General features: G+C 70.6%; 14 protein-coding genes. 8 read left to right on the top strand and 6 right to left on the bottom strand.

The window, feature by feature from the left end:
- Window positions 1–177: 177 nt before the first annotated feature.
- Genes KME77_RS18835 through pdhA form a run of 3 tightly spaced genes read right to left on the bottom strand, consistent with a single transcriptional unit; the run spans window position 178 to window position 3,676 of the window.
- Window positions 178–1,587 carry a dihydrolipoamide acetyltransferase family protein gene (locus KME77_RS18835; protein WP_219469345.1) on the bottom strand — a complete coding sequence of 470 codons (1,410 nt, stop codon included), beginning with the start codon at window positions 1,585–1,587 and terminating at the stop codon, window positions 178–180.
- Window positions 1,588–1,607: 20 nt separating this feature from the next.
- A complete protein-coding gene (locus KME77_RS18840) occupies window positions 1,608–2,588 on the bottom strand; it encodes an alpha-ketoacid dehydrogenase subunit beta (RefSeq protein WP_219469348.1) in 981 nt (326 codons plus the stop codon).
- The gene (gene pdhA / locus KME77_RS18845; protein WP_219469351.1) at window positions 2,585–3,676 is read right to left on the bottom strand and encodes a pyruvate dehydrogenase (acetyl-transferring) E1 component subunit alpha; all 1,092 of its coding nucleotides are present in this window, start codon (window positions 3,674–3,676) and stop codon (window positions 2,585–2,587) included. The genes KME77_RS18840 and pdhA overlap by 4 nt, the downstream gene beginning before the upstream one ends.
- Window positions 3,677–3,904: 228 nt before the next feature.
- On the opposite strand from pdhA, the gene purS reads away from it, so the two are divergent.
- The 4 genes from purS to purL all read left to right on the top strand — a co-directional run bounded on the left by purS (window position 3,905) and on the right by purL (window position 7,777).
- Window positions 3,905–4,150 (top strand): phosphoribosylformylglycinamidine synthase subunit PurS, encoded by a 246-nt coding sequence (gene purS, locus KME77_RS18850; RefSeq protein WP_219469352.1) that lies wholly within the window; start codon window positions 3,905–3,907, stop codon window positions 4,148–4,150.
- Window positions 4,151–4,372: 222 nt separating this feature from the next.
- Window positions 4,373–4,759 carry an ATP-binding protein gene (locus tag KME77_RS18855; protein WP_219469355.1) on the top strand — a complete coding sequence of 129 codons (387 nt, stop codon included), beginning with the start codon at window positions 4,373–4,375 and terminating at the stop codon, window positions 4,757–4,759.
- Between the two features lie 94 nt (window positions 4,760–4,853).
- The gene (gene purQ, locus KME77_RS18860) at window positions 4,854–5,531 is read left to right on the top strand and encodes a phosphoribosylformylglycinamidine synthase subunit PurQ (RefSeq protein ID WP_219469359.1); all 678 of its coding nucleotides are present in this window, start codon (window positions 4,854–4,856) and stop codon (window positions 5,529–5,531) included.
- Window positions 5,528–7,777, top strand: a complete 2,250-nt coding sequence (purL, locus tag KME77_RS18865) for a phosphoribosylformylglycinamidine synthase subunit PurL (protein ID WP_219469362.1) — start codon at window positions 5,528–5,530, stop codon at window positions 7,775–7,777. Before purQ ends, purL begins: the two co-directional genes overlap by 4 nt.
- Before the next feature lie 54 nt (window positions 7,778–7,831).
- Here the strand turns inward: purL and KME77_RS18870 are convergent, their stop codons facing one another.
- Window positions 7,832–8,692, bottom strand: coding sequence for a collagen-like domain-containing protein (locus KME77_RS18870; protein WP_219469365.1), 861 nt, complete (start codon window positions 8,690–8,692; stop codon window positions 7,832–7,834).
- Window positions 8,693–8,933: 241 nt separating this feature from the next.
- On the opposite strand from KME77_RS18870, the gene KME77_RS18875 reads away from it, so the two are divergent.
- From KME77_RS18875 to KME77_RS18885, 3 genes are read left to right on the top strand one after another with little or no spacing between them, the layout of a single operon-like run.
- Window positions 8,934–10,955, top strand: a complete 2,022-nt coding sequence (locus KME77_RS18875) for an adenylate/guanylate cyclase domain-containing protein (protein WP_246610144.1) — start codon at window positions 8,934–8,936, stop codon at window positions 10,953–10,955.
- Window positions 10,956–10,988: 33 nt separating this feature from the next.
- A complete protein-coding gene (locus tag KME77_RS18880) occupies window positions 10,989–11,651 on the top strand; it encodes a Crp/Fnr family transcriptional regulator (RefSeq protein WP_219469370.1) in 663 nt (220 codons plus the stop codon).
- A gap of 43 nt (window positions 11,652–11,694) precedes the next feature.
- Complete coding sequence (locus KME77_RS18885) at window positions 11,695–13,131, top strand: MFS transporter (protein ID WP_219469372.1); 1,437 nt, start codon at window positions 11,695–11,697, stop codon at window positions 13,129–13,131.
- On the opposite strand, the gene KME77_RS18890 is transcribed toward KME77_RS18885, so the two are convergent.
- The gene (locus tag KME77_RS18890; RefSeq protein WP_246610148.1) at window positions 13,128–13,781 is read right to left on the bottom strand and encodes a TetR/AcrR family transcriptional regulator; all 654 of its coding nucleotides are present in this window, start codon (window positions 13,779–13,781) and stop codon (window positions 13,128–13,130) included. The two genes, KME77_RS18885 and KME77_RS18890, sit on opposite strands and share 4 nt — an antisense overlap.
- Before the next feature lie 70 nt (window positions 13,782–13,851).
- Between KME77_RS18890 and KME77_RS18895 the strand changes: the two genes are divergently transcribed.
- A complete protein-coding gene (locus KME77_RS18895) occupies window positions 13,852–15,279 on the top strand; it encodes an MFS transporter (RefSeq protein ID WP_308250767.1) in 1,428 nt (475 codons plus the stop codon).
- Here KME77_RS18895 and KME77_RS18900 read toward each other — a convergent pair.
- Window positions 15,243–17,120 (bottom strand): ABC transporter ATP-binding protein, encoded by a 1,878-nt coding sequence (locus tag KME77_RS18900; protein ID WP_219469379.1) that lies wholly within the window; start codon window positions 17,118–17,120, stop codon window positions 15,243–15,245. The two genes, KME77_RS18895 and KME77_RS18900, sit on opposite strands and share 37 nt — an antisense overlap.
- Window positions 17,121–17,160: the final 40 nt, after the last annotated feature.

Below are 17,160 nucleotides of genomic sequence, written 5' to 3' on the forward strand. Positions count from 1 at the left end.
CCGCGGCGGTGGCCGACGCCCTGGGGGCGCCGGTCCGGATCGGGTCGTACGGCCCGACAGCGGACGGCAAGCGAGCCCTCGCCGTCCGCTGACCCCGGAGCCGTCCGCTGACCCCGGAGCCGTCCGCCGAACCCGAGGCCGTCCGCCGACCTCAGGCGGGGCCGCGGGCCCTCAGGGCTACCCCCAGGCGAGCATGCGGAGCGGCTCCTCCAGCATGGCGCCGACGTCGCGCAGGAACATCGACCCCAGCTCCCCGTCCACGATCCGGTGGTCGAACGACAGCGCCAGTGTCGTCACCTTGCGCACCGCCAGCTCGCCGTCCACCACCCACGGCATGTCCCTGACCTGGCCGAAGGCCAGGATGGCCGACTCGCCGGGGTTCAGGATCGGGGTGCCGGTGTCGACGCCGAAGACGCCCACGTTCGTGATCGTGATCGTGCCGCCCGCCATCTCGGCCGGTTGGGTCCTGCCCGCCCTGGCGGTCTCCGTCAGGGCGGCCAGCTCACCGGCCAGCTGGGGCAGCGACAGGTCCTGGGCGCCCTTGACGTTCGGCACGACCAGGCCGCGCGGGGTGGCGGCGGCGATGCCCAGGTTCACGTAATGCTTGATCACGATCTCCTGCGCCGCCTCGTCCCACGAGGAGTTGATCATCGGGTACCGCTTCACCGCGGTGAGCACGGCCTTGGCGACCAGGAGCAGCGGCGAGACCTTGACCTCGGCGAACTCCGGGAGCGTGCGCAGGCGCTTGACGGCCTCCATGGTCGCGGTCACGTCGAGCTGGAGGAACTCGGTGACGTGCGGGGCGGTGAACGCGCTGGCCACCATGGCCTGGGCGGTCATCTTCCGCACGCCCTTGATCGGGACGCGCGACTCTCCCGCCGCCTGTGCGGGAGCGGCCGCCCGCGCGGGGACGGCCTCGGGCCGGTCGGCGGCGGACTGGACGTCGTCGCGGGTGATCGAGCCGTGCGGGCCGGAGCCGGAGAGCGCGGCCAGGTCGACGCCCAGGTCCTTGGCCAGCTTGCGGACCGGCGGCTTGGCCAGGACGGCGACCTGGGACGGGCTCAGGTCCGCCCCGGAGGCGCCGGGCCTCACGCTGGCGGGCGCCGAGCCGGAGCCTGACGCGGGAGCCGGGCCGCCCGCGGGCGGTCCGCCGGGGCGGGGGCCTCCCTTGCGGGGGCGGCGTTTCGTCGAGCCGGTCTTGACGCCGTAGCCGACCAGGACCGCCTGCCGTTCCTCCTTGGGCGCGGGGCCGCCGTGGACGCCGGGCTCGACCGCGCCCTCCGGGGGCGGGCTCGGCACCATGTCGTCGGACAGGGCCTCGGTACGGTCCCCGCCGGCGGCGTCCTCCTCGGACGTGTCGACCGCGATGATCGGCACGCCCACGTCGACGGTCTCGCCCTCGCCGGCCATCAGGCCGTGCACCACGCCGTCCCACGGGACGGGCAGCTCGACGATCGACTTGGCCGTCTCGATCTCCACGACGATCTGGTTGACCTTGACCGTGTCGCCCACCTTGACGTGCCAGCGGACGATCTCCGCCTCCGTCAGCCCTTCGCCGACGTCGGGGAGCTTGAATTCGCGTCGCATGAAAGGACGTTCCCCCTTGATCAGTAGCCGAAGGCGCGATCGACGGCGTCGAGCACCCTGTCCAGGTCGGGCAGGTAGTGCTCCTCCAGCTTCGACGGGGGGTAGGGCGTGGAGAAGCCGCCGACCCGCAGCACCGGCGACTCCAGGTGGTAGAAGCACTGCTCGGTGATCCTGGCCGCCAGCTCGGCGCCGAAGCCGCTGTTGACGGGCGCCTCGTGCACCACGACGGCCCGGCCGGTACGGCGTACCGAGTCCATGACCAGCGGAGTGTCGAGCGGGTTGAGCGAGCGCAGGTCGAGCACCTCGACGGAGCGGCCGTCCTCCTCGGCGGCCGTGGCGGCCTCCAGGCAGGTCTTGACCATCGGGCCGTAGGCGATCAGCGTGACGTCGGTCCCGGGCCGCACGGCGCGGCCGCGGTCGAGCGGCGTCCACCAGTCGGCCGAGGAGGTGTCGACCTCGGCCTTCTCCCAGTAGCGGCGCTTGGGCTCGAAGAAGATGACGGGGTCGTCGCTGTGGATGGCCTGCTGGATCATCGCGTACGCGTCGGCCGGGTTGGAGCAGGCGACCACGCGCAGGCCCGCCGTGTGCGTGAAGTACGCCTCGGGGGACTCACTGTGGTGCTCGACCGCGCCGATGCCGCCGCCGCAGGGGATGCGGACGACGACGGGCAGCTTGATCGCGCCGAGGGAGCGCATCGGCATCTTGGCGAGCTGGGTGATGATCTGGTCGGCGGCGGGGAAGACGAAGCCGTCGAACTGGATCTCGCACACCGGCCGGTAGCCGCGCAGCGCCAGGCCGATCGCGGTGCCGATGATGCCGGACTCGGCCAGCGGCGTGTCGATGACGCGGTCCTCGCCGAAGTCCTTCTGCAGGCCGTCGGTGACGCGGAACACGCCGCCGAGCTTGCCGACGTCCTCGCCCATGATGAGGACCTTGGAGTCGTCCTCCATGGCCTTGCGCATGCCCTCGTTGAGCGCCTTGGACAGGCTGAGCACGCTCATGACTCGAAACCCTCCAGGTAGGCGGCGTACTGGGCGCGCTCCTCGTCGATCAGCGCGTGCGGCTCGGCGTACACGTGGTCGAACATGTCGAGCGGCCTCGGGTCGGGCATGGCCAGGCAGCGTCTGCGCAGGTCGGCGCCGAGCTGGTCGGCCTCGCCCTCGACCGTGTCGAAGAACGCCTGGTCGGCCAGCTCGTTCTTGAACAGGTACGCCTTGACCCGCTCGATCGGGTCCTTCAGCTTCCACGCCTCCAGCTCGCTGGCCACGCGGTAGCGGGTGGGGTCGTCGGTGGTGGTGTGGGCGCCCATCCGGTACGTGAACGCCTCAATCATGGTCGGCCCCTGCCCGCTACGCGCGTCGGCCAGGGCCTTGCGCGTCACGGCGAGGCAGGCGAACACGTCGTTGCCGTCCACCCTGATGCCGGGGAAACCGAAGCCGGAGGCCCGGCGGTAGAGGGGGATGCGGCTCTGCTTCTCCAGCGGCTCGGAGATGGCCCACTGGTTGTTCTGGCAGAAGAACACGATCGGCGCGTTGAAGACGCTGGCCCAGATGAAGGACTCGTTCACGTCGCCCTGGGAGGTGGCGCCGTCGCCGAAGTAGGCGATGGTGGCCGCGGTCGCGTCGTCGCGCTGGATGCCCATGGCGTAGCCGACCGCGTGGAGGGTCTGGCTGCCGATCACGATCGTGTACAGGTGGAAGTTGTGCTCCTTGGGGTCCCATCCGCCGTGGTTGACGCCGCGGAAGAGGCCGAGCAGCTTGACCGGGTCCACGTCGCGGCACCACGCCACGCCGTGCTCGCGGTAGGTGGGGAAGGCCATGTCGGCGTCGGTCAGCGCGCGGCCGGAGCCGATCTGCGCGGCCTCCTGGCCGAGCAACGACGCCCAGATGCCGAGCTCGCCCTGCCGCTGCAGCGCCACGGCCTCCAGGTCGATGCGCCGGACGAGGACGAGGTCGCGGTAGAGGGACCTGATCTCTTCGGGCTTCAGGTCGATGTCGTAGTCGGGATGCTCGACCCGCTCGCCCTCGGGGGTGAGTAGCTGGACGAGTTCCGGGGGTGCTTCGGCACCACGAGGGGCCTCGAGTGTCACGTGCCGCTCCTGTGCGATCCGGGGCCGGGGGTCGATGGGATTGCCACCTTAGCCAGGCCTTTCGGGCGACGGACCATGTGGTGATGGTTCGTACGCGTTTGGGGACATCGTGGCAGACATCACAGTCCTTCGCGCAAGCCCCATGCCCTCCCCGTTCCCGTTGTGTCGTCTGCCACACGCACCGGTAGGCTTGCTTTCCCCACTACCACCGCATCCAGGAGGAACGCAGTGGCGCGCGTCATCGTAGACGTCATGCTGAAGCCCGAGATTCTCGATCCGCAGGGCCAGGCCATCGCCCGCGCGCTGCCCCGCCTGGGCTTCTCCGGCGTCGCGGCCGTGCGTCAGGGCAAGCGCTTCGAGGTGGAGCTGGAGGGGCCGGCCGACGAGGCGGCGCTGGAGGAGGTGCGGAAGATGGCCGAGACGCTCCTGGCCAACACCGTCATCGAGGACTACACCGTACGGGTTGACCAGTAGAACAGCACATTTGACACCTCGAAATACCCTTGCCCGGTTAAAGCCGGGTTCTGGCGTGCCACAATGCCACGCGCACGCCAACAGTAAATAACAACAGCGTGATTTTGCGGTTAGCCCCGATTTCACGGGGAAACCTACTCCAGGTGACATTCCGTAGCCCGGAGGGGTCTGGTGGATATTGAGTTCTCGTTGGCGCTGCCTCGGGATGCGATCGGCATACCGATGGTCAGGCGAGTGCTGGGCGATGCGATGCGCTCACTCAACGTGAGCGAGACGTGCATCTCCGACATGCTGCTCGCGGTCTCCGAGGCGTGCTCCAACGCGGTGCGCCACGGCGGTCCCGCCAATCGGTACGAGGTCACGGCATCGATCGGCTACGGCCGCTGCGACGTGCGCGTCGTCGACAACGGCGTCGGGCTGCCCTCGATGCCCCTGCACTTCCCGCCCCCCGACACCGAGAACGGCCGCGGGCTGCTCATCATGCGCTCGGTGGTCGACGAGATCACCTTCGGCATCACCCCCGGCCGTGGCACGACGGTCCACCTGCGTAAGACCCTCGCCTGGGAAGACGCGGCCGGCAGCCGCTCCCGCGAGCTGGCCGCGGTCTGACCTTTCCTCACCCCGGTACCTCACCCTGCGCACCGGTGCCCACCGGATAACCTGGGTGGCGGCCGCCGTGTGCCGCGTGCAGAGGGGATACCAAATGAGCGCCCGTGTGGGCATTGTCACGTTTCCAGGGACACTCGACGACCAAGATGCCGCGAGAGCCGTACGCCTGGTGGGCGCGGAGGCGGTTCCGCTGTGGCACGCCGACCACGACCTCAAGGGAGTCGACGCGGTCTTTCTGCCCGGCGGTTTCTCCTACGGCGACTACCTGCGCTGCGGCGCGATCTCCCGGTTCGCCCCGCTGATGCGGGAGCTGGTCCCGGCCGCGCGGCAGGGGCTGCCGGTGCTGGGCACGTGCAACGGGTTCCAGATCCTGTGCGAGGCGCACCTGCTGCCGGGCGCGCTGACCCGTAACGCCTCGCTCCACTACGTCTGCCGCGACCAGCGGCTCAAGGTCGAGACGACGGCCACGCCGTGGACGAACGCGTTCGCGGCCGGTCAGGAGATCGTGCTGCCGATCAAGCACGGCGAGGGCCGCTACGTGGCCTCCGCCGACACGCTGGCCGCGCTGGAGGCGAACGGCCAGGTGGTCGTGCGCTACCTGGGCAACCCCAACGGCTCCCTGAACGACATCGCGGGCATCCGCAACGAGGCGGGCAACGTGGTCGGCCTCATGCCGCACCCAGAGCACGCCGTCGAGGACCTGGTCGGCGCGCCCAGCACCGACGGTCTCGGCTTCTTCACCTCGATCCTCAAGAAGCTGGTGGACGCATGACGGACAACGTCGAGCGGGCGGCCGGCACCCCTGACGAGCCGATGCCCTTCGCCGAGCTGGGGATGAAGCAGGACGAGTACGACCGGGTCAAGGAGATCCTCGGCCGCCGTCCCACCGGCTCCGAGCTGGCCATCTACAGCGTCATGTGGTCCGAGCACTGCTCGTACAAGTCGTCCAAGGTGCATCTCAAGCAGTTCGCCACCAAGGCCCCCAAGTCCGACGCGCTGCTCGTCGGCATGGGCGAGAACGCGGGCGTGGTGGACATCGGCGACGGCTGGGCGGCCACGTTCAAGATCGAGTCGCACAACCATCCGAGCTACGTGGAGCCGCACCAGGGCGCCGCCACCGGCGTCGGCGGGATCGTGCGCGACATCATGTCGATGGGCGCCCGCCCGATCGCCGTCATGGACGCGCTGCGCTTCGGCGGGGCCGACCAGAACGACACCCGCAGGGTCCTGCCCGGCGTGGTCGAGGGCATCAGCAGCTACGGCAACTGCCTGGGGCTGCCCAACATCGGCGGCGAGGTCGTCTTCGACCCCTGCTACATCGGCAACCCGCTGGTCAACGCCCTGTGCGTGGGCCTGCTGCGTAAAGACCAGATCAAGCTGGCCACCGCGCCCGGCCCCGGCAACAAGGTCGTGCTGTTCGGCGCCTCCACCGGCCCCGACGGCATCGGCGGCGCCTCCGTGCTGGCCAGCGCCACGTTCGAGGACGAGTCGCAGGCCAAGCGCCCCGCGGTGCAGGTGGGCGACCCGTTCATGGAGAAGCTGCTCATCGAGTGCTGCCTGGAGCTGTACGCGGCCGACGTGGTCGTGGGCATCCAGGACCTGGGCGCGGCCGGCGTCTCCTGCGCCACGACCGAGCTGGCCGCCAAGGGCACCGGCGGCATGAGCGTCGACCTCAACCTCGTCCCGCTCCGCGACCCCTCGCTGCGGCCCGAGGAGATCCTCATGAGCGAGTCGCAGGAGCGGATGATGGCGGTCGTGCGCCCGTCCGACATCCCGGCCTTCACGGCGATCTGCGAGAAGTGGGACGTCCCCGCCACCGTCATCGGCGAGGTGACCGACACCGGCCGGCTCGTGATGACGTGGGACGGCGAGGTCATCGTCGACATCCCGCCCGGCACGGCGGCCGACGACGGGCCCGTCTACGAGCGCCCGCTGCGCGAGCCCGCCGGGCAGGCCGCGCTCAACGCCGACGTCCCCGACCGCCTCGACCGGCCCGCCGACCTGCGCGCCACGCTCCTGGAGCTGCTCGGGTCGCCCAACCTGGCCTCCAAGGAGTGGGTGACCTCCCAGTACGACCGGTACGTACGCTCCAACACCGTCCTGGCCCAGCCCGCCGACGCCGGGATGCTGCGCGTCTCCGAGGTCATGGCGGGGGCGGAGCCGACGACCAGGGGCATCGCGCTGGCCACCGACGGCAACGGCCGCTACGCCAAGCTCGACCCGTACGCCGGGGCCCAGCTCGCCCTGGCCGAGGCGTACCGCAACGTCGCGGTCACCGGGGCGCGCCCGCTGGCCGTCACCAACTGCCTCAATTTCGGCTCGCCGGAGGACCCGGAGGTCATGTGGCAGTTCGCCGAGGCCGTGCGCGGGCTCGCCGACGCCTGCCGCACCCTCGGCGTGCCGGTGACCGGCGGGAACGTCTCCTTCTACAACCAGACCGGCGCCACCGCGATCCACCCGACGCCGGTCGTCGGCGTGCTGGGCGTGATCGACGACGTGGCCAGGCGGGTGCCCACCGGCTTCACCACCGAAGGCCTGCGCGTGGCGCTGCTCGGCGAGACGGCGGCGGAGTTCGGCGGCTCGGAGTGGGCGCACGTGGCCCACGGCCACCTGGGCGGGCTGCCGCCCCAGGCCGACCTGGAGGCCGAGCGCTCCCTGGCGGCCGTGCTGGTCAGCGCGGCGGCCGAGGGGCTGCTGGAGGGCTCGCACGACCTGTCCGACGGCGGCCTGGCCGTCGCGCTCGCGGAGTCGTGCCTGGCGCGGGGCGTCGGCGCGTCGGTGAGCCTCACCGACGACGCCTTCACCGGCCTGTTCAGCGAGTCCGCGGCGCGGGCGCTGGTGACGGTGCGGCCCGAGGCGTTCGACCGGTTCGCCAAGCTGTGCGCCGACCACGAGGTGCCCTGCTACGGCCTCGGCGCGACCGGCGGCGCCTCGCTGGTGGTCGAGGGCGTGCTGGAGGTCACGGTCGCGGAGCTGCGGGAGACGCACGCGGGCACGTTGCCAGCGCTGTTCGGCTAGCTGTTCCGAGAAGGGGCCCGTACGCCGGTCGTACGGGCCCCTTCTCCGCGTGGGTCAGCTCTTCTTCAGGCAGACCACGTAGACGGTGCCGGAGGCGCTGCCGTAGCCGTCCTTCTCCGCCGAGACCGACCAACTGGCCGAGCCGCTGGGGGCGCTGCTGAGGACCGAGGAGCCCTTGCTGATCGTGAATCCGCCGCCGACCGCCAGGTCGCCGGTGGAGCAGGAGGCGCTGCCGGAGTTGGAGAAGGAGCTGGAACGGGTGTAGGTCGTGTAGGTCGCGCCGGAGCCGTCCTTCCCGTCCTTGCCGTCCTTGCCGTCGAGGCCGTTCCTGCCGTCCTTGCCCGGCAGGCCGTCCTTGCCGTTCTTCCCGTCGATCCCGTCCTTGCCGTCCTTGCCGGGAAGACCGTTCTTGCCGTCCTCGCCGTTCTTGCCGTCCTTACCGGGCAGGCCGTCCTTGCCGTCCTTGCCGTCGATCCCGTCCTTGCCGTTCTTGCCGTCCTCGCCGTTCTTCCCGTCCTTGCCCGGCAGGCCGTCCTTGCCGTCCTTGCCGTCAATACCGTTCTTGCCGTCGACGCCGTTCTTGCCGGGCAGGCCCTGCTTGCCGCGGGGGCCGGGGGCGCCCTGGAGGCCGGTGTCACCCTTCGGGCCCTGCGCGCCCGTGTCGCCCTTCTGGCCCTCGACCACGGTCGTCGTCGAGGTGCCGCCACCACCGCCGATCACCATCCGCGTCTCGGTCTTCCTGCACGGCGTGGTGGTGTTGACGATGCGGACGTACCGCGACTTCTTGTTGACGCAGGCGGTCACCTGCTCCGCCGACGACGCGGTGGCGACGCCCCCGACGGCGAGGAGCGACGCTGCCAGTGCTCCGACAGTGGCGAGGGTGAGCGTGCGCCCCCCGGGAACCTTGATGGTCACGGTTGTCCTTCCGAGAAACCTGTGGTGCTCACGATGAGCATGAGGTTCACGTTTCAACCGTTCCAATGGATGACAAGAACTACATAACGCATTCATCACGAAACACAGCGTGACAATCATGGCCAACCTGACTTGACGCGTCAAGAACGACGCCAGCTCGTAAAAGGACGCATTGGCGGGGTCCGTATCCGGTGGATAATCAGGACCGTTAGGGGGCTTGCACACATCCACGGGAGTGACCTTGCCGACCGCCAGTCCCTATCTACCCCCTGCTACGCAGCCCGTACGGGGGGTCGTCTGGGCCATACATCTGATCCTGCCGCTGCTGGGCCTCTGGCTCCTGCTCGCCCAGCCCGACCTGAACTACAAATGGGAGCACCACGCCAGCCACTTCTGGATGATCATCTCGCTGGCGGGCCTCAACGTCGCGCTCGCCGCGCTGATCAGTGAGGCGTCACGCAGGCGGCACGACGCCCGGCTGTTCCTGGTCTCGATGGTCTTCGTGGCCAGCGCGGGGTTCTTCTTCCTGCACGGCCTGGCCACGCCGCAGGTGATCCTGCCCACCGGCTCGCTCGGGTTCGACCTCGGGCAGCAGGTCGGGCTCACGATCGCGTCCGGCTTCGCGTTCGTCTCGTCGTTCCCCCTGGGCGACAAGGCGGCCGAGACCGTCCTGCGCTACCAGCACTTCATCAGGGGCGTGCTGTTCGGCTTCATGGTGCTGTGGGGGTTCGCCTCGCTGATCCCAGGGCTGACGCCGCTCAGCGAGCCGCCGTTCAAGGAGCCCGTGGACTGGGTCGCGGTGATGTCGCTGCCGGGCCTCGCCCTGTACGGGGCGGCCAGCGTGATGATGTTCCTGCTGCACCGGCGCCGGCCCTCGGCCATGCTGGTCAGCCTGATCACCGCGTACGCGCTGCTGGCCGAGGCCATGGTCGCCGGGATGTCGCAGCTCAACTGGCACCTGTCGTGGTGGGAGTGGCACATCCTGCTGACGCTGGCCTTCGTCTTCGTCGCCTACAGCGCCTACCTGCAGTTCAGGCGCGAGGGGTCGAGCGCGGGCCTGTTCGACTCGGTGGCGCTCGCGGCGACCGTGGCCCGCATCCAGCGCCAGTACGAGGACGCGCTGGAGGAGATGGTCGAGCACGTGCGGCGGGGCGAGCCGCTGGCCGCGACCCGGCTGTCGGAGAAGTTCCGGCTCAACGAGGGGCAGGCCGCGGTGCTCGACCGGGCCGGCGCGGCGCTGGCCAACGAGCGTGAGCTGACCCAGCGCCTGGGCGCCCTGGTGGCGGTCAGCGCCCAGACCCGCCTGCACCAGCCCGAGACCGAGCTGCTGGCCACCGCGCTGGAGCGGGTGCGGCAGGCGTACGGGGACGTGCGCATCGGCCTGGTGGCCGAGGGCAGGGCGCAGATCGGCTCGCGCGAGTACGAGTTCCCCGACAACACCCCGGTCAGGCGCGACAGCCTCATGGCCTACCCCCTGACCGTCAAGGGCCATCTGGCGGGCGTCCTGGAGGTGCCGGTCGGGCGGACCCAGCAGGACGAGGCCCTGGCCGCGACCCTGGCCGGGCAGCTGTCCATCTCGCTGGAGAACGCCCGCCTCTACCAGGAGCTGGACACGCTGTTCAAGCAGTACATGTCGCCCGACGTGGCCAACGCGCTGCTCGCCGACCCGGCGCAGGCGGCGCTCGGCGGCCAGCTCAAGGAGCTGACGGCGTTGTTCGCCGACCTCAAGGGCTTCACCACGTTCTCCGAGCGGGTCACCCCCGGCGAGATCGTCGAGATGCTCAACCGCTACCACACGGCCGCGGTCCCCTGCATCCTCGACAACGGCGGCACGATCGTGCAGTTCGTCGGCGACGCGCTGCTGGCCCTGTTCAACGCCCCCGCCACGCAGCGCGACCACGCCGCGGCGGCCTGCCGGGCGGCGCTGGCGATGCAGGAGGCCGCCGCCGAGGTGTCGGAGGAGGTGGCCTGGAAGGACAACGGGGGCAGCGTCGAGTGGCCGATGTTCCGCGTCGGCGTCAACACCGGCCCGGCCCTGGTCGGCAACATCGGCAGCCCCAGGCTGCGCGGCTTCAACGCCATGGGCGACTGCGTGAACGTGGCCGCCAGGCTGCAGGCCCTCGCCGAGCCCGGCACGGTGGTGATCGGGGAGACCACGCGCAGGCAGCTCGGCCCCACCGTCAAGGTCAACTCCCTGGGACAGCTCAGTCTCAAGGGCAAGGAGGAAACTGTAGGAGCGTACGTTCTGACCGCGATGAGCTAGAAGGGCGCTGCTCATACCGACATAATCGGCGGCATGAACGCAGAGGCCGGCGAGTTCCTCTCCATGCTCACCCCCGAAGAGGTCGATGAGCTGCGTGCCGCTGGACGGCCGCGGCGGTGGGAGCGCGGCACGACCGTGATGACCGAGGGCGACACCTCCGACTGGGTGCTCGTCCTGACGGAAGGAAGGGTGAAGGTCTCCTCCCACACCAGCAGCGGGACCGAGGTCGTGCTGGCCGTACGCGGGCCGGGCGGGCTGCTCGGCGAGATGTCGGCCATCGACGGCTCGCCGCGCTCGGCCACCGTCACCGCCCTGGAGCCGATCGCGGGCATCGTGGTCCGCGACTTCCCCAACTTCCTGCAGATGCACGGCCGCATCGCGGTGCTGCTCATGCAGCTGGTGACCGGGCGGCTGCGGGACGCCGACAGGAAGCGGATCGAATATGGAGCGTTCGACACCACCGGCCGCGTGGCGACCCGGCTGATCGAGCTGGCCGAGCGCTACGGCGAGAAGACCAACAGCGGCGTCCGCGTGGCGCTGCCGCTCTCCCAGGACGAGCTCGCCGGATGGACCGGCGCGTCGCGGGAGGCGGTCAGCAAGGCGTTGCGCACGTTGCGCGACCGCGGGCTGATCGAGACGGGGCGGCGGCGCGTGGTGATCCACGACCTGGAAGGGCTGCGCAAGCGCGCCAGGTAACCCCGGACAAATCGTACGTACGTCGTACGCCATAGTGGACGGCATGCCGTCAGAGCGTGACCCCCGCCTCCGCTACGCCTGGCGCGTCTGCTCGGTGACCAGCCTGGGGCTCGTCCTCATCGGCATCGCGGGCAGCACCTTGAACGTCGCGCTGCCCACGGTGGTCCGCCACTTCCAGGCGGGCCCGTTCGAGTCCGGCTGGATCCTGCTGTCGTTCCTGCTGGTGAACACCGCGAGCCTGGTGTTCTTCGGCCGGGTGGCCGACCTGCTGGGCAGGCGGGAGGTGTACCTGGCGGGGTTCGCGCTGTTCACCGTCGCCTCGCTGCTGGCGGGGCTGGCGCCGGACGTGTGGTTCCTGGTCGGGATGCGCGTGCTGCAGGCGGTCGGCGCGGCGATGATCCTCTCCAACGGCACCGTGATCATCGCCGACGCGTTCCCGCCGGAGAAGCTCAGCCAGGGCATGGGCGTCTACATGGGCACGCTGTCCGTGGCGCAGCTCGCCGGGCCCACGCTCGGCGGCCTGATCGCCGAGGCGGCGGGCTGGCAGTGGATCTTCTGGGTGAACGTGCCGGCGGGGCTGCTGGCGTTCGGCTGGGGCGCCGCGATCCTCCGCAAGACGCCCAGAGGGCCCAAGGAGCCGGTGGACGCGCTGGGCAACGCGCTGGTGTTCGCGGCACTGTCGGCCCTGCTGCTGGCCCTCTCGGAGGCGGGCTCGGCCGGTCTGTCGAGCCCGGTCGTGCTGACGGGGGCGGCGGTGTTCGCCGTGCTGGCGCCGCTGATCGCGCTGGTGGAGCGGCGGGCCGCGCATCCCCTGCTGGACCTGCGGCTGTTCGGCGGGCGGATGCTGGCCTTCGCGAACCTGGCCTCCTTCTGCAACGCCCTGGCGCGCGCCGCGCTGATCCTGGTCGTGGCGCTGTACTTCCAGGCGGCCCGGGGCGTGGACGCCTTCACGGCGGGGCTGAGCATCCTGCCGGTGCCGGTGGGCATGGCCGTCGCCTCGCCGCTGGCCGGCTCGCTCAAGATCTCGCCGTACGTGCTGGCGATCTGCGGCACGCTGATGAGCGCGCTCGGGCTGGGCACGCTCATGCTGACGGCCGACCCGTCGACGCCGTACTGGATCATCGGCGCCGGCCTGTTCGTGGCGGGCTGCGGCAGCGGCACGTTCCTGACCGGCAACACCACCCAGGTCATGCGCGCGCTGCCACCCGGCAGCCTGGGGGTGGTCAACGGCTTCCGCGTCATGGTGATGAACGTGGGCGTCGTGATCAGCGTCGGCCTGTCGCTGAGCGTCCTGGCCGGCTCCGTGGGGCCGGAGCTGCGCGCCCAGGTGTACGGGGCGACGCTGTCGCGGCTGTCGCCGGTGGCGGTCGGGCAGCTGATGCACGGCTTCCAGCGCACGTACGCGGTGCTGTTCGCGGTGGCCCTGCTCGGCGCCCTCTTCGCCGGCCTGGCCCGCTCCAGGCCCCGCGCAGCGCCCTAGTTCCTGGCCGCGAGCTTCTCGATGCCGGACATGACGAGGTCGACGCCGAAGGTGTCGTAGAGGTCGGCGCTCATGCCCGACACCATCGGGCCGGCCATCTCCACCAGGTTCGGGTACCGGCCCGCCGGGAGCGACTGCAGCCCGAGGCGCTTGACCCTGACGATCTCCTCCAGCTGCTCGGGCGTGTGGGTGCTGCGGAAGTGGACCGGGCCGTCGGCGATGGAGATCGCGCTCTGCAGGATGTACTTGGAGATCAGGCAGGACTCGTCCGCGTTGAATCCGGCGGCCCGCGCCAGGCCCAGCGCCTCGTCCCAGACCGCCAGGAAGCTGGGCACCGTCAGCGGGTCCACCTGCTCCAGGATGTTCTTGGCGCAGGGGTGGGCGCGCAGGACGCGGATCAGCCCGTCGACCATCTCGCGCAGCCGCTCCCGCCACGGGCGCTCGTCGCCGGTCTTCGGCGCGAACCCTGAGATCAGGTGGTCGGCCATGCCGACGAGCAGCAGCTCCTTGTTCTTGAAGTGCCAGTAGAGGGCCATCGGGGTCACGCCGAGGTCGGCCGCCAGCCGCCGGATCGTCAGGCCGTCGAGCCCTTCGGCGTCGCCGATCTCCAGAGCCCGGCCGACGATGGCCGCCGCCGTCAGTTTTCCCATCACGGTTGACAACTATACGCCGTACAAGTTGAACTGTACGGCGTACAAGTACGGCGTATAGGAGGCGATCGTGGACAGGAAGTGGTGGGCTCTCACGGCGGTGACGCTGGGGACCTTCATGACGTACCTGGACAACAACGTGGGCAACGTCGCCCTGCCCACCATCCAGCGCGACCTCGGGCTGACGATCTCGGGGCTCGAATGGGTGGTCAGCGGCTACATCCTGGTGTTCGCCGGGCTCATGCTGGTCGGCGGCAGGCTGGCGGACCTGTTCGGCGCCCGGCGGGTGTTCGCGACCGGCCTGGTGATCTTCACGCTGTCCTCGCTCGCGGCCGGACTGGCCACGGGCGGCGGGATGCTCATCGCGGCCCGCGCGGTCCAGGGCGTCGGCGCGGCGCTGCTGACCCCGACGGCACTGTCACTGCTGACCCAGATCTTCCCCGACCCGGGCGAGCGGGGCCGGGCGGTGGGCATCTGGAGCTCCGCCGGGGCGCTGTCCATGGCGCTCGGCCCGGTCACCGGCGGCTTCATCAGCGAGAACCTGCACTGGGGCTGGATCTACCTGATCAACGTGCCGATCGGGGCCCTCACCCTGGGCCTGGCGCTCTGGGCGATCCGCATCGACTTCACCCGGGTGCGCCACAACCTGGATCTTCCGGGCCTGGCCACCTCGGCCGTCACGCTGTTCGCCCTGACATATGCGCTCATCGAGGGCTCCGCGGCCGGATGGACCTCGCCCGAGATCCTGACCGCGTTCGGGGTCGCGCTGGCGGCGGCGCTGGCGTTCCTGCTGGTCGAGTCGCGCTCCGCGGAGCCGATGATCGACCTGTCGCTGTTCCGGGCCAGGGTGTTCAGCGGCGGACTGGTGACCATGGGCATCTGGTCGTTCGGGGTGTTCGGGATCTACTTCTTCAGCGCCCTCTGGCTGCAGAACGTGCTCGGCTTCTCCCCCACCGAGGCCGGCGGCTCGTTCGTGCCGATGGCGCTGGTCATGGCCGTGACGGCGATCCTGTCCCAGCGGGTCAGCCGGCTGCTCGGCCTGGCCGTGACCATCTCGATCGGCATGGCGCTCATGGGCGGCGCGATCTTCATGCTCTCCTCCGTCGGCGGCGACGCGAGCTACGGCGCCGTGCTCCCCTGGTTCCTCATGTACGGCCTGGGCGGCGGCCTGCTGGTGCCGCTCACCTCGGCCATCCTGAACGGCATGCCCCAGGGCAGATCGGGCGTCGCCTCCGGCGTGCTGAACGTCTCCCGTGAGGTGTTCGGGCTGCTCGGCATCACCGTGCTGGGCGCGATCCTCAGCTCCCGGCAGAGCGCGAGCGACCAGCCCCCGCTGGTCGCCTTCCTCGACGCCTACCAGTTCACGCTGGTGCTGGCCGCGGTGATCATGCTGGCCGCCATCCCGATCAGCCTGTACGCCCTGCGCGAGCGCCGTACGAGCACCCCGGAGCCAGAGCTTCCTCAGGCGGCCTCGGCGACGGTCGGGTCCGCGAACTGAGTGCGGTACAGCTCCTCGTAGCGGCCGCCGGCCTCCAGCAGCTCGGCGTGCGTGCCGCGCTCGGCCACCCGGCCGTCCTCGATCACCAGGATGACGTCGGCGGCCCTGATCGTGGACAGGCGGTGCGCGATCACCACGGCGGTCCTGCCCTGGAGCGCCTCGCCCAGCGCCTCCTGCACGGCCGCCTCGGAGGTCGAGTCGAGCGCGGCCGTGGCCTCGTCCAGGATCACCACCCTGGGCCTGGCCAGCAGCAGCCGGGCGATCGTCAGCCGCTGGCGCTCGCCGCCGGACAGCCGGTAGCCGCGCTCGCCGACCACGGTGTCCACGCCGTCGGGCAGGCTCTCGATCAGCTTGGCGAGCCTGGCCCTGGTCAGCGCCTCCCACAGGTCGGCCTCGCCGGCCTCAGGGCGGGCCAGCAGCAGGTTCGCCCGGATCGTCTCGTGGAACAGGTGGCCGTCCTGGGTCACCATGCCGAGCGTGTCACGGATGGAGTCGGCCGTCAGGTCGCGCACGTCCACGCCGCCGATCCGGACCGCGCCCGCGTCCACGTCGTACAGCCTGGGCAGGAGCTGGGCGATCGTGGACTTGCCCGCGCCCGAGGAGCCGACCAGGGCCACCATCTGGCCCGGCTCGGCCCTGAACGAGACGCCGTGCAGCACCTCGGCGCCGCCGCGCGAGTCGAGCGCGGCCACCTCCTCCAGCGAGGCGAGGGAGACCTTGTCGGCCGCCGGGTAGGCGAAGCGCACGTCGTCGAACTCGACGGCGACCGGCCCCTCGGGGACCTCGACCGCGCCCTTGCGCTCCTTGATCAGCGGTTCGAGGTCGAGCACCTCGAAGACCCGCTCGAAGCTGACCAGCGCGCTCATCACGTCCACGCGGGCGCTGGCCAGCGCGGTCAGCGGCGAGTACAGGCGGGTCAGCAGCAGCGCCAGCGACACGACCGAGCCGGGGTCGAGCTGGTCGCGCAGCGCGTAGAAGCCGCCCAGCCCGTACACCAGGGCCAGGGCGAGCGCGGAGACGAGGGTGAGCGCGGTGACGAACACCGACTGCGTCATGGCCGTGCGCACGCCGATGTCACGCACCCGCCTGGCCCTGGCGGCGAACTCCGCCGACTCCCTGGCCGGCCTGCCGAACAGCTTCACCAGCGTCGCGCCCGGCGCCGAGAAGCGCTCGGTCATCTGGTTGCCCATGGCCGCGTTGTGGTCGGCCGCCTCGCGCCGCAGCCGGGCGATCCTGACGCCCATCCGGCGGGCCGGCAGCACGAAGATCGGCAGCAGCAACAGCGCGAGCAGCGTGATCTGCCAGGAGATGCCGATCATCACGGTGAGCGTCAGGACGAGCGTCACGACGTTGCCCGCCACGCTGGACAGGGTGTCGGTGAAGGCCCGCTGGGCGCCGATCACGTCGTTGTTCAGCCTGCTCACCAGGGCCCCCGTGCGCGTCCTGGTGAAGAAGGCGACGGGCATCCGCTGCACGTGGTCGAAGACGGCCGTGCGCAGGTCCAGGATCAGGTCCTCGCCCAGTCCCGCCGACAGCCACCTGGTCAGCAGCCCGAGCCCGGCCTCGGCAACCGCGATCAGCGCGATCACCCCCGCCAGCCCGGCCACGACGCCGAACGGATCACCCTTGACGATCGCGTCCAGCACCCGGCCGGCGAGCACCGGAGCGACCACCGCCAGTGCCGCCATCACGAGGGTGAGCAGCAGGAACAGGAGCACCTTGCGCCGGTGCGGCCGGGCGAAGGCCGCGATGCGGCCGAGCGTCGCCCGGGACAGGGGGCGACGCTCCTGCTCGTTGTTCATCGAATAAAGCTGGTGCCATGCGGTCATCTCCATGCTCATGGCATGGAGCGTAGAAACTCAACCTAAGTTGAGGTCAAGC

Source organism: Nonomuraea rhizosphaerae (assembly GCF_019396405.1).
Classification (GTDB): Bacteria; Actinomycetota; Actinomycetes; order Streptosporangiales; family Streptosporangiaceae; genus Nonomuraea; species Nonomuraea rhizosphaerae.

Coding starts and splice junctions, on each gene's coding strand:
- KME77_RS18835 (WP_219469345.1), bottom strand. CDS start 1,587: ATGCGACGCGAATTCAAGCTCCCCGACGTCGGCGAAGGGCTGACGGAG.
- KME77_RS18840 (WP_219469348.1), bottom strand. CDS start 2,588: ATGAGCGTGCTCAGCCTGTCCAAGGCGCTCAACGAGGGCATGCGCAAG.
- KME77_RS18855 (WP_219469355.1), top strand. CDS start 4,373: ATGGTCAGGCGAGTGCTGGGCGATGCGATGCGCTCACTCAACGTGAGC.
- purQ (WP_219469359.1), top strand. CDS start 4,854: ATGAGCGCCCGTGTGGGCATTGTCACGTTTCCAGGGACACTCGACGAC.
- purL (WP_219469362.1), top strand. CDS start 5,528: ATGACGGACAACGTCGAGCGGGCGGCCGGCACCCCTGACGAGCCGATG.
- KME77_RS18880 (WP_219469370.1), top strand. CDS start 10,989: ATGAACGCAGAGGCCGGCGAGTTCCTCTCCATGCTCACCCCCGAAGAG.
- KME77_RS18885 (WP_219469372.1), top strand. CDS start 11,695: ATGCCGTCAGAGCGTGACCCCCGCCTCCGCTACGCCTGGCGCGTCTGC.
- KME77_RS18890 (WP_246610148.1), bottom strand. CDS start 13,781: ATGGGAAAACTGACGGCGGCGGCCATCGTCGGCCGGGCTCTGGAGATC.
- KME77_RS18900 (WP_219469379.1), bottom strand. CDS start 17,120: ATGAGCATGGAGATGACCGCATGGCACCAGCTTTATTCGATGAACAAC.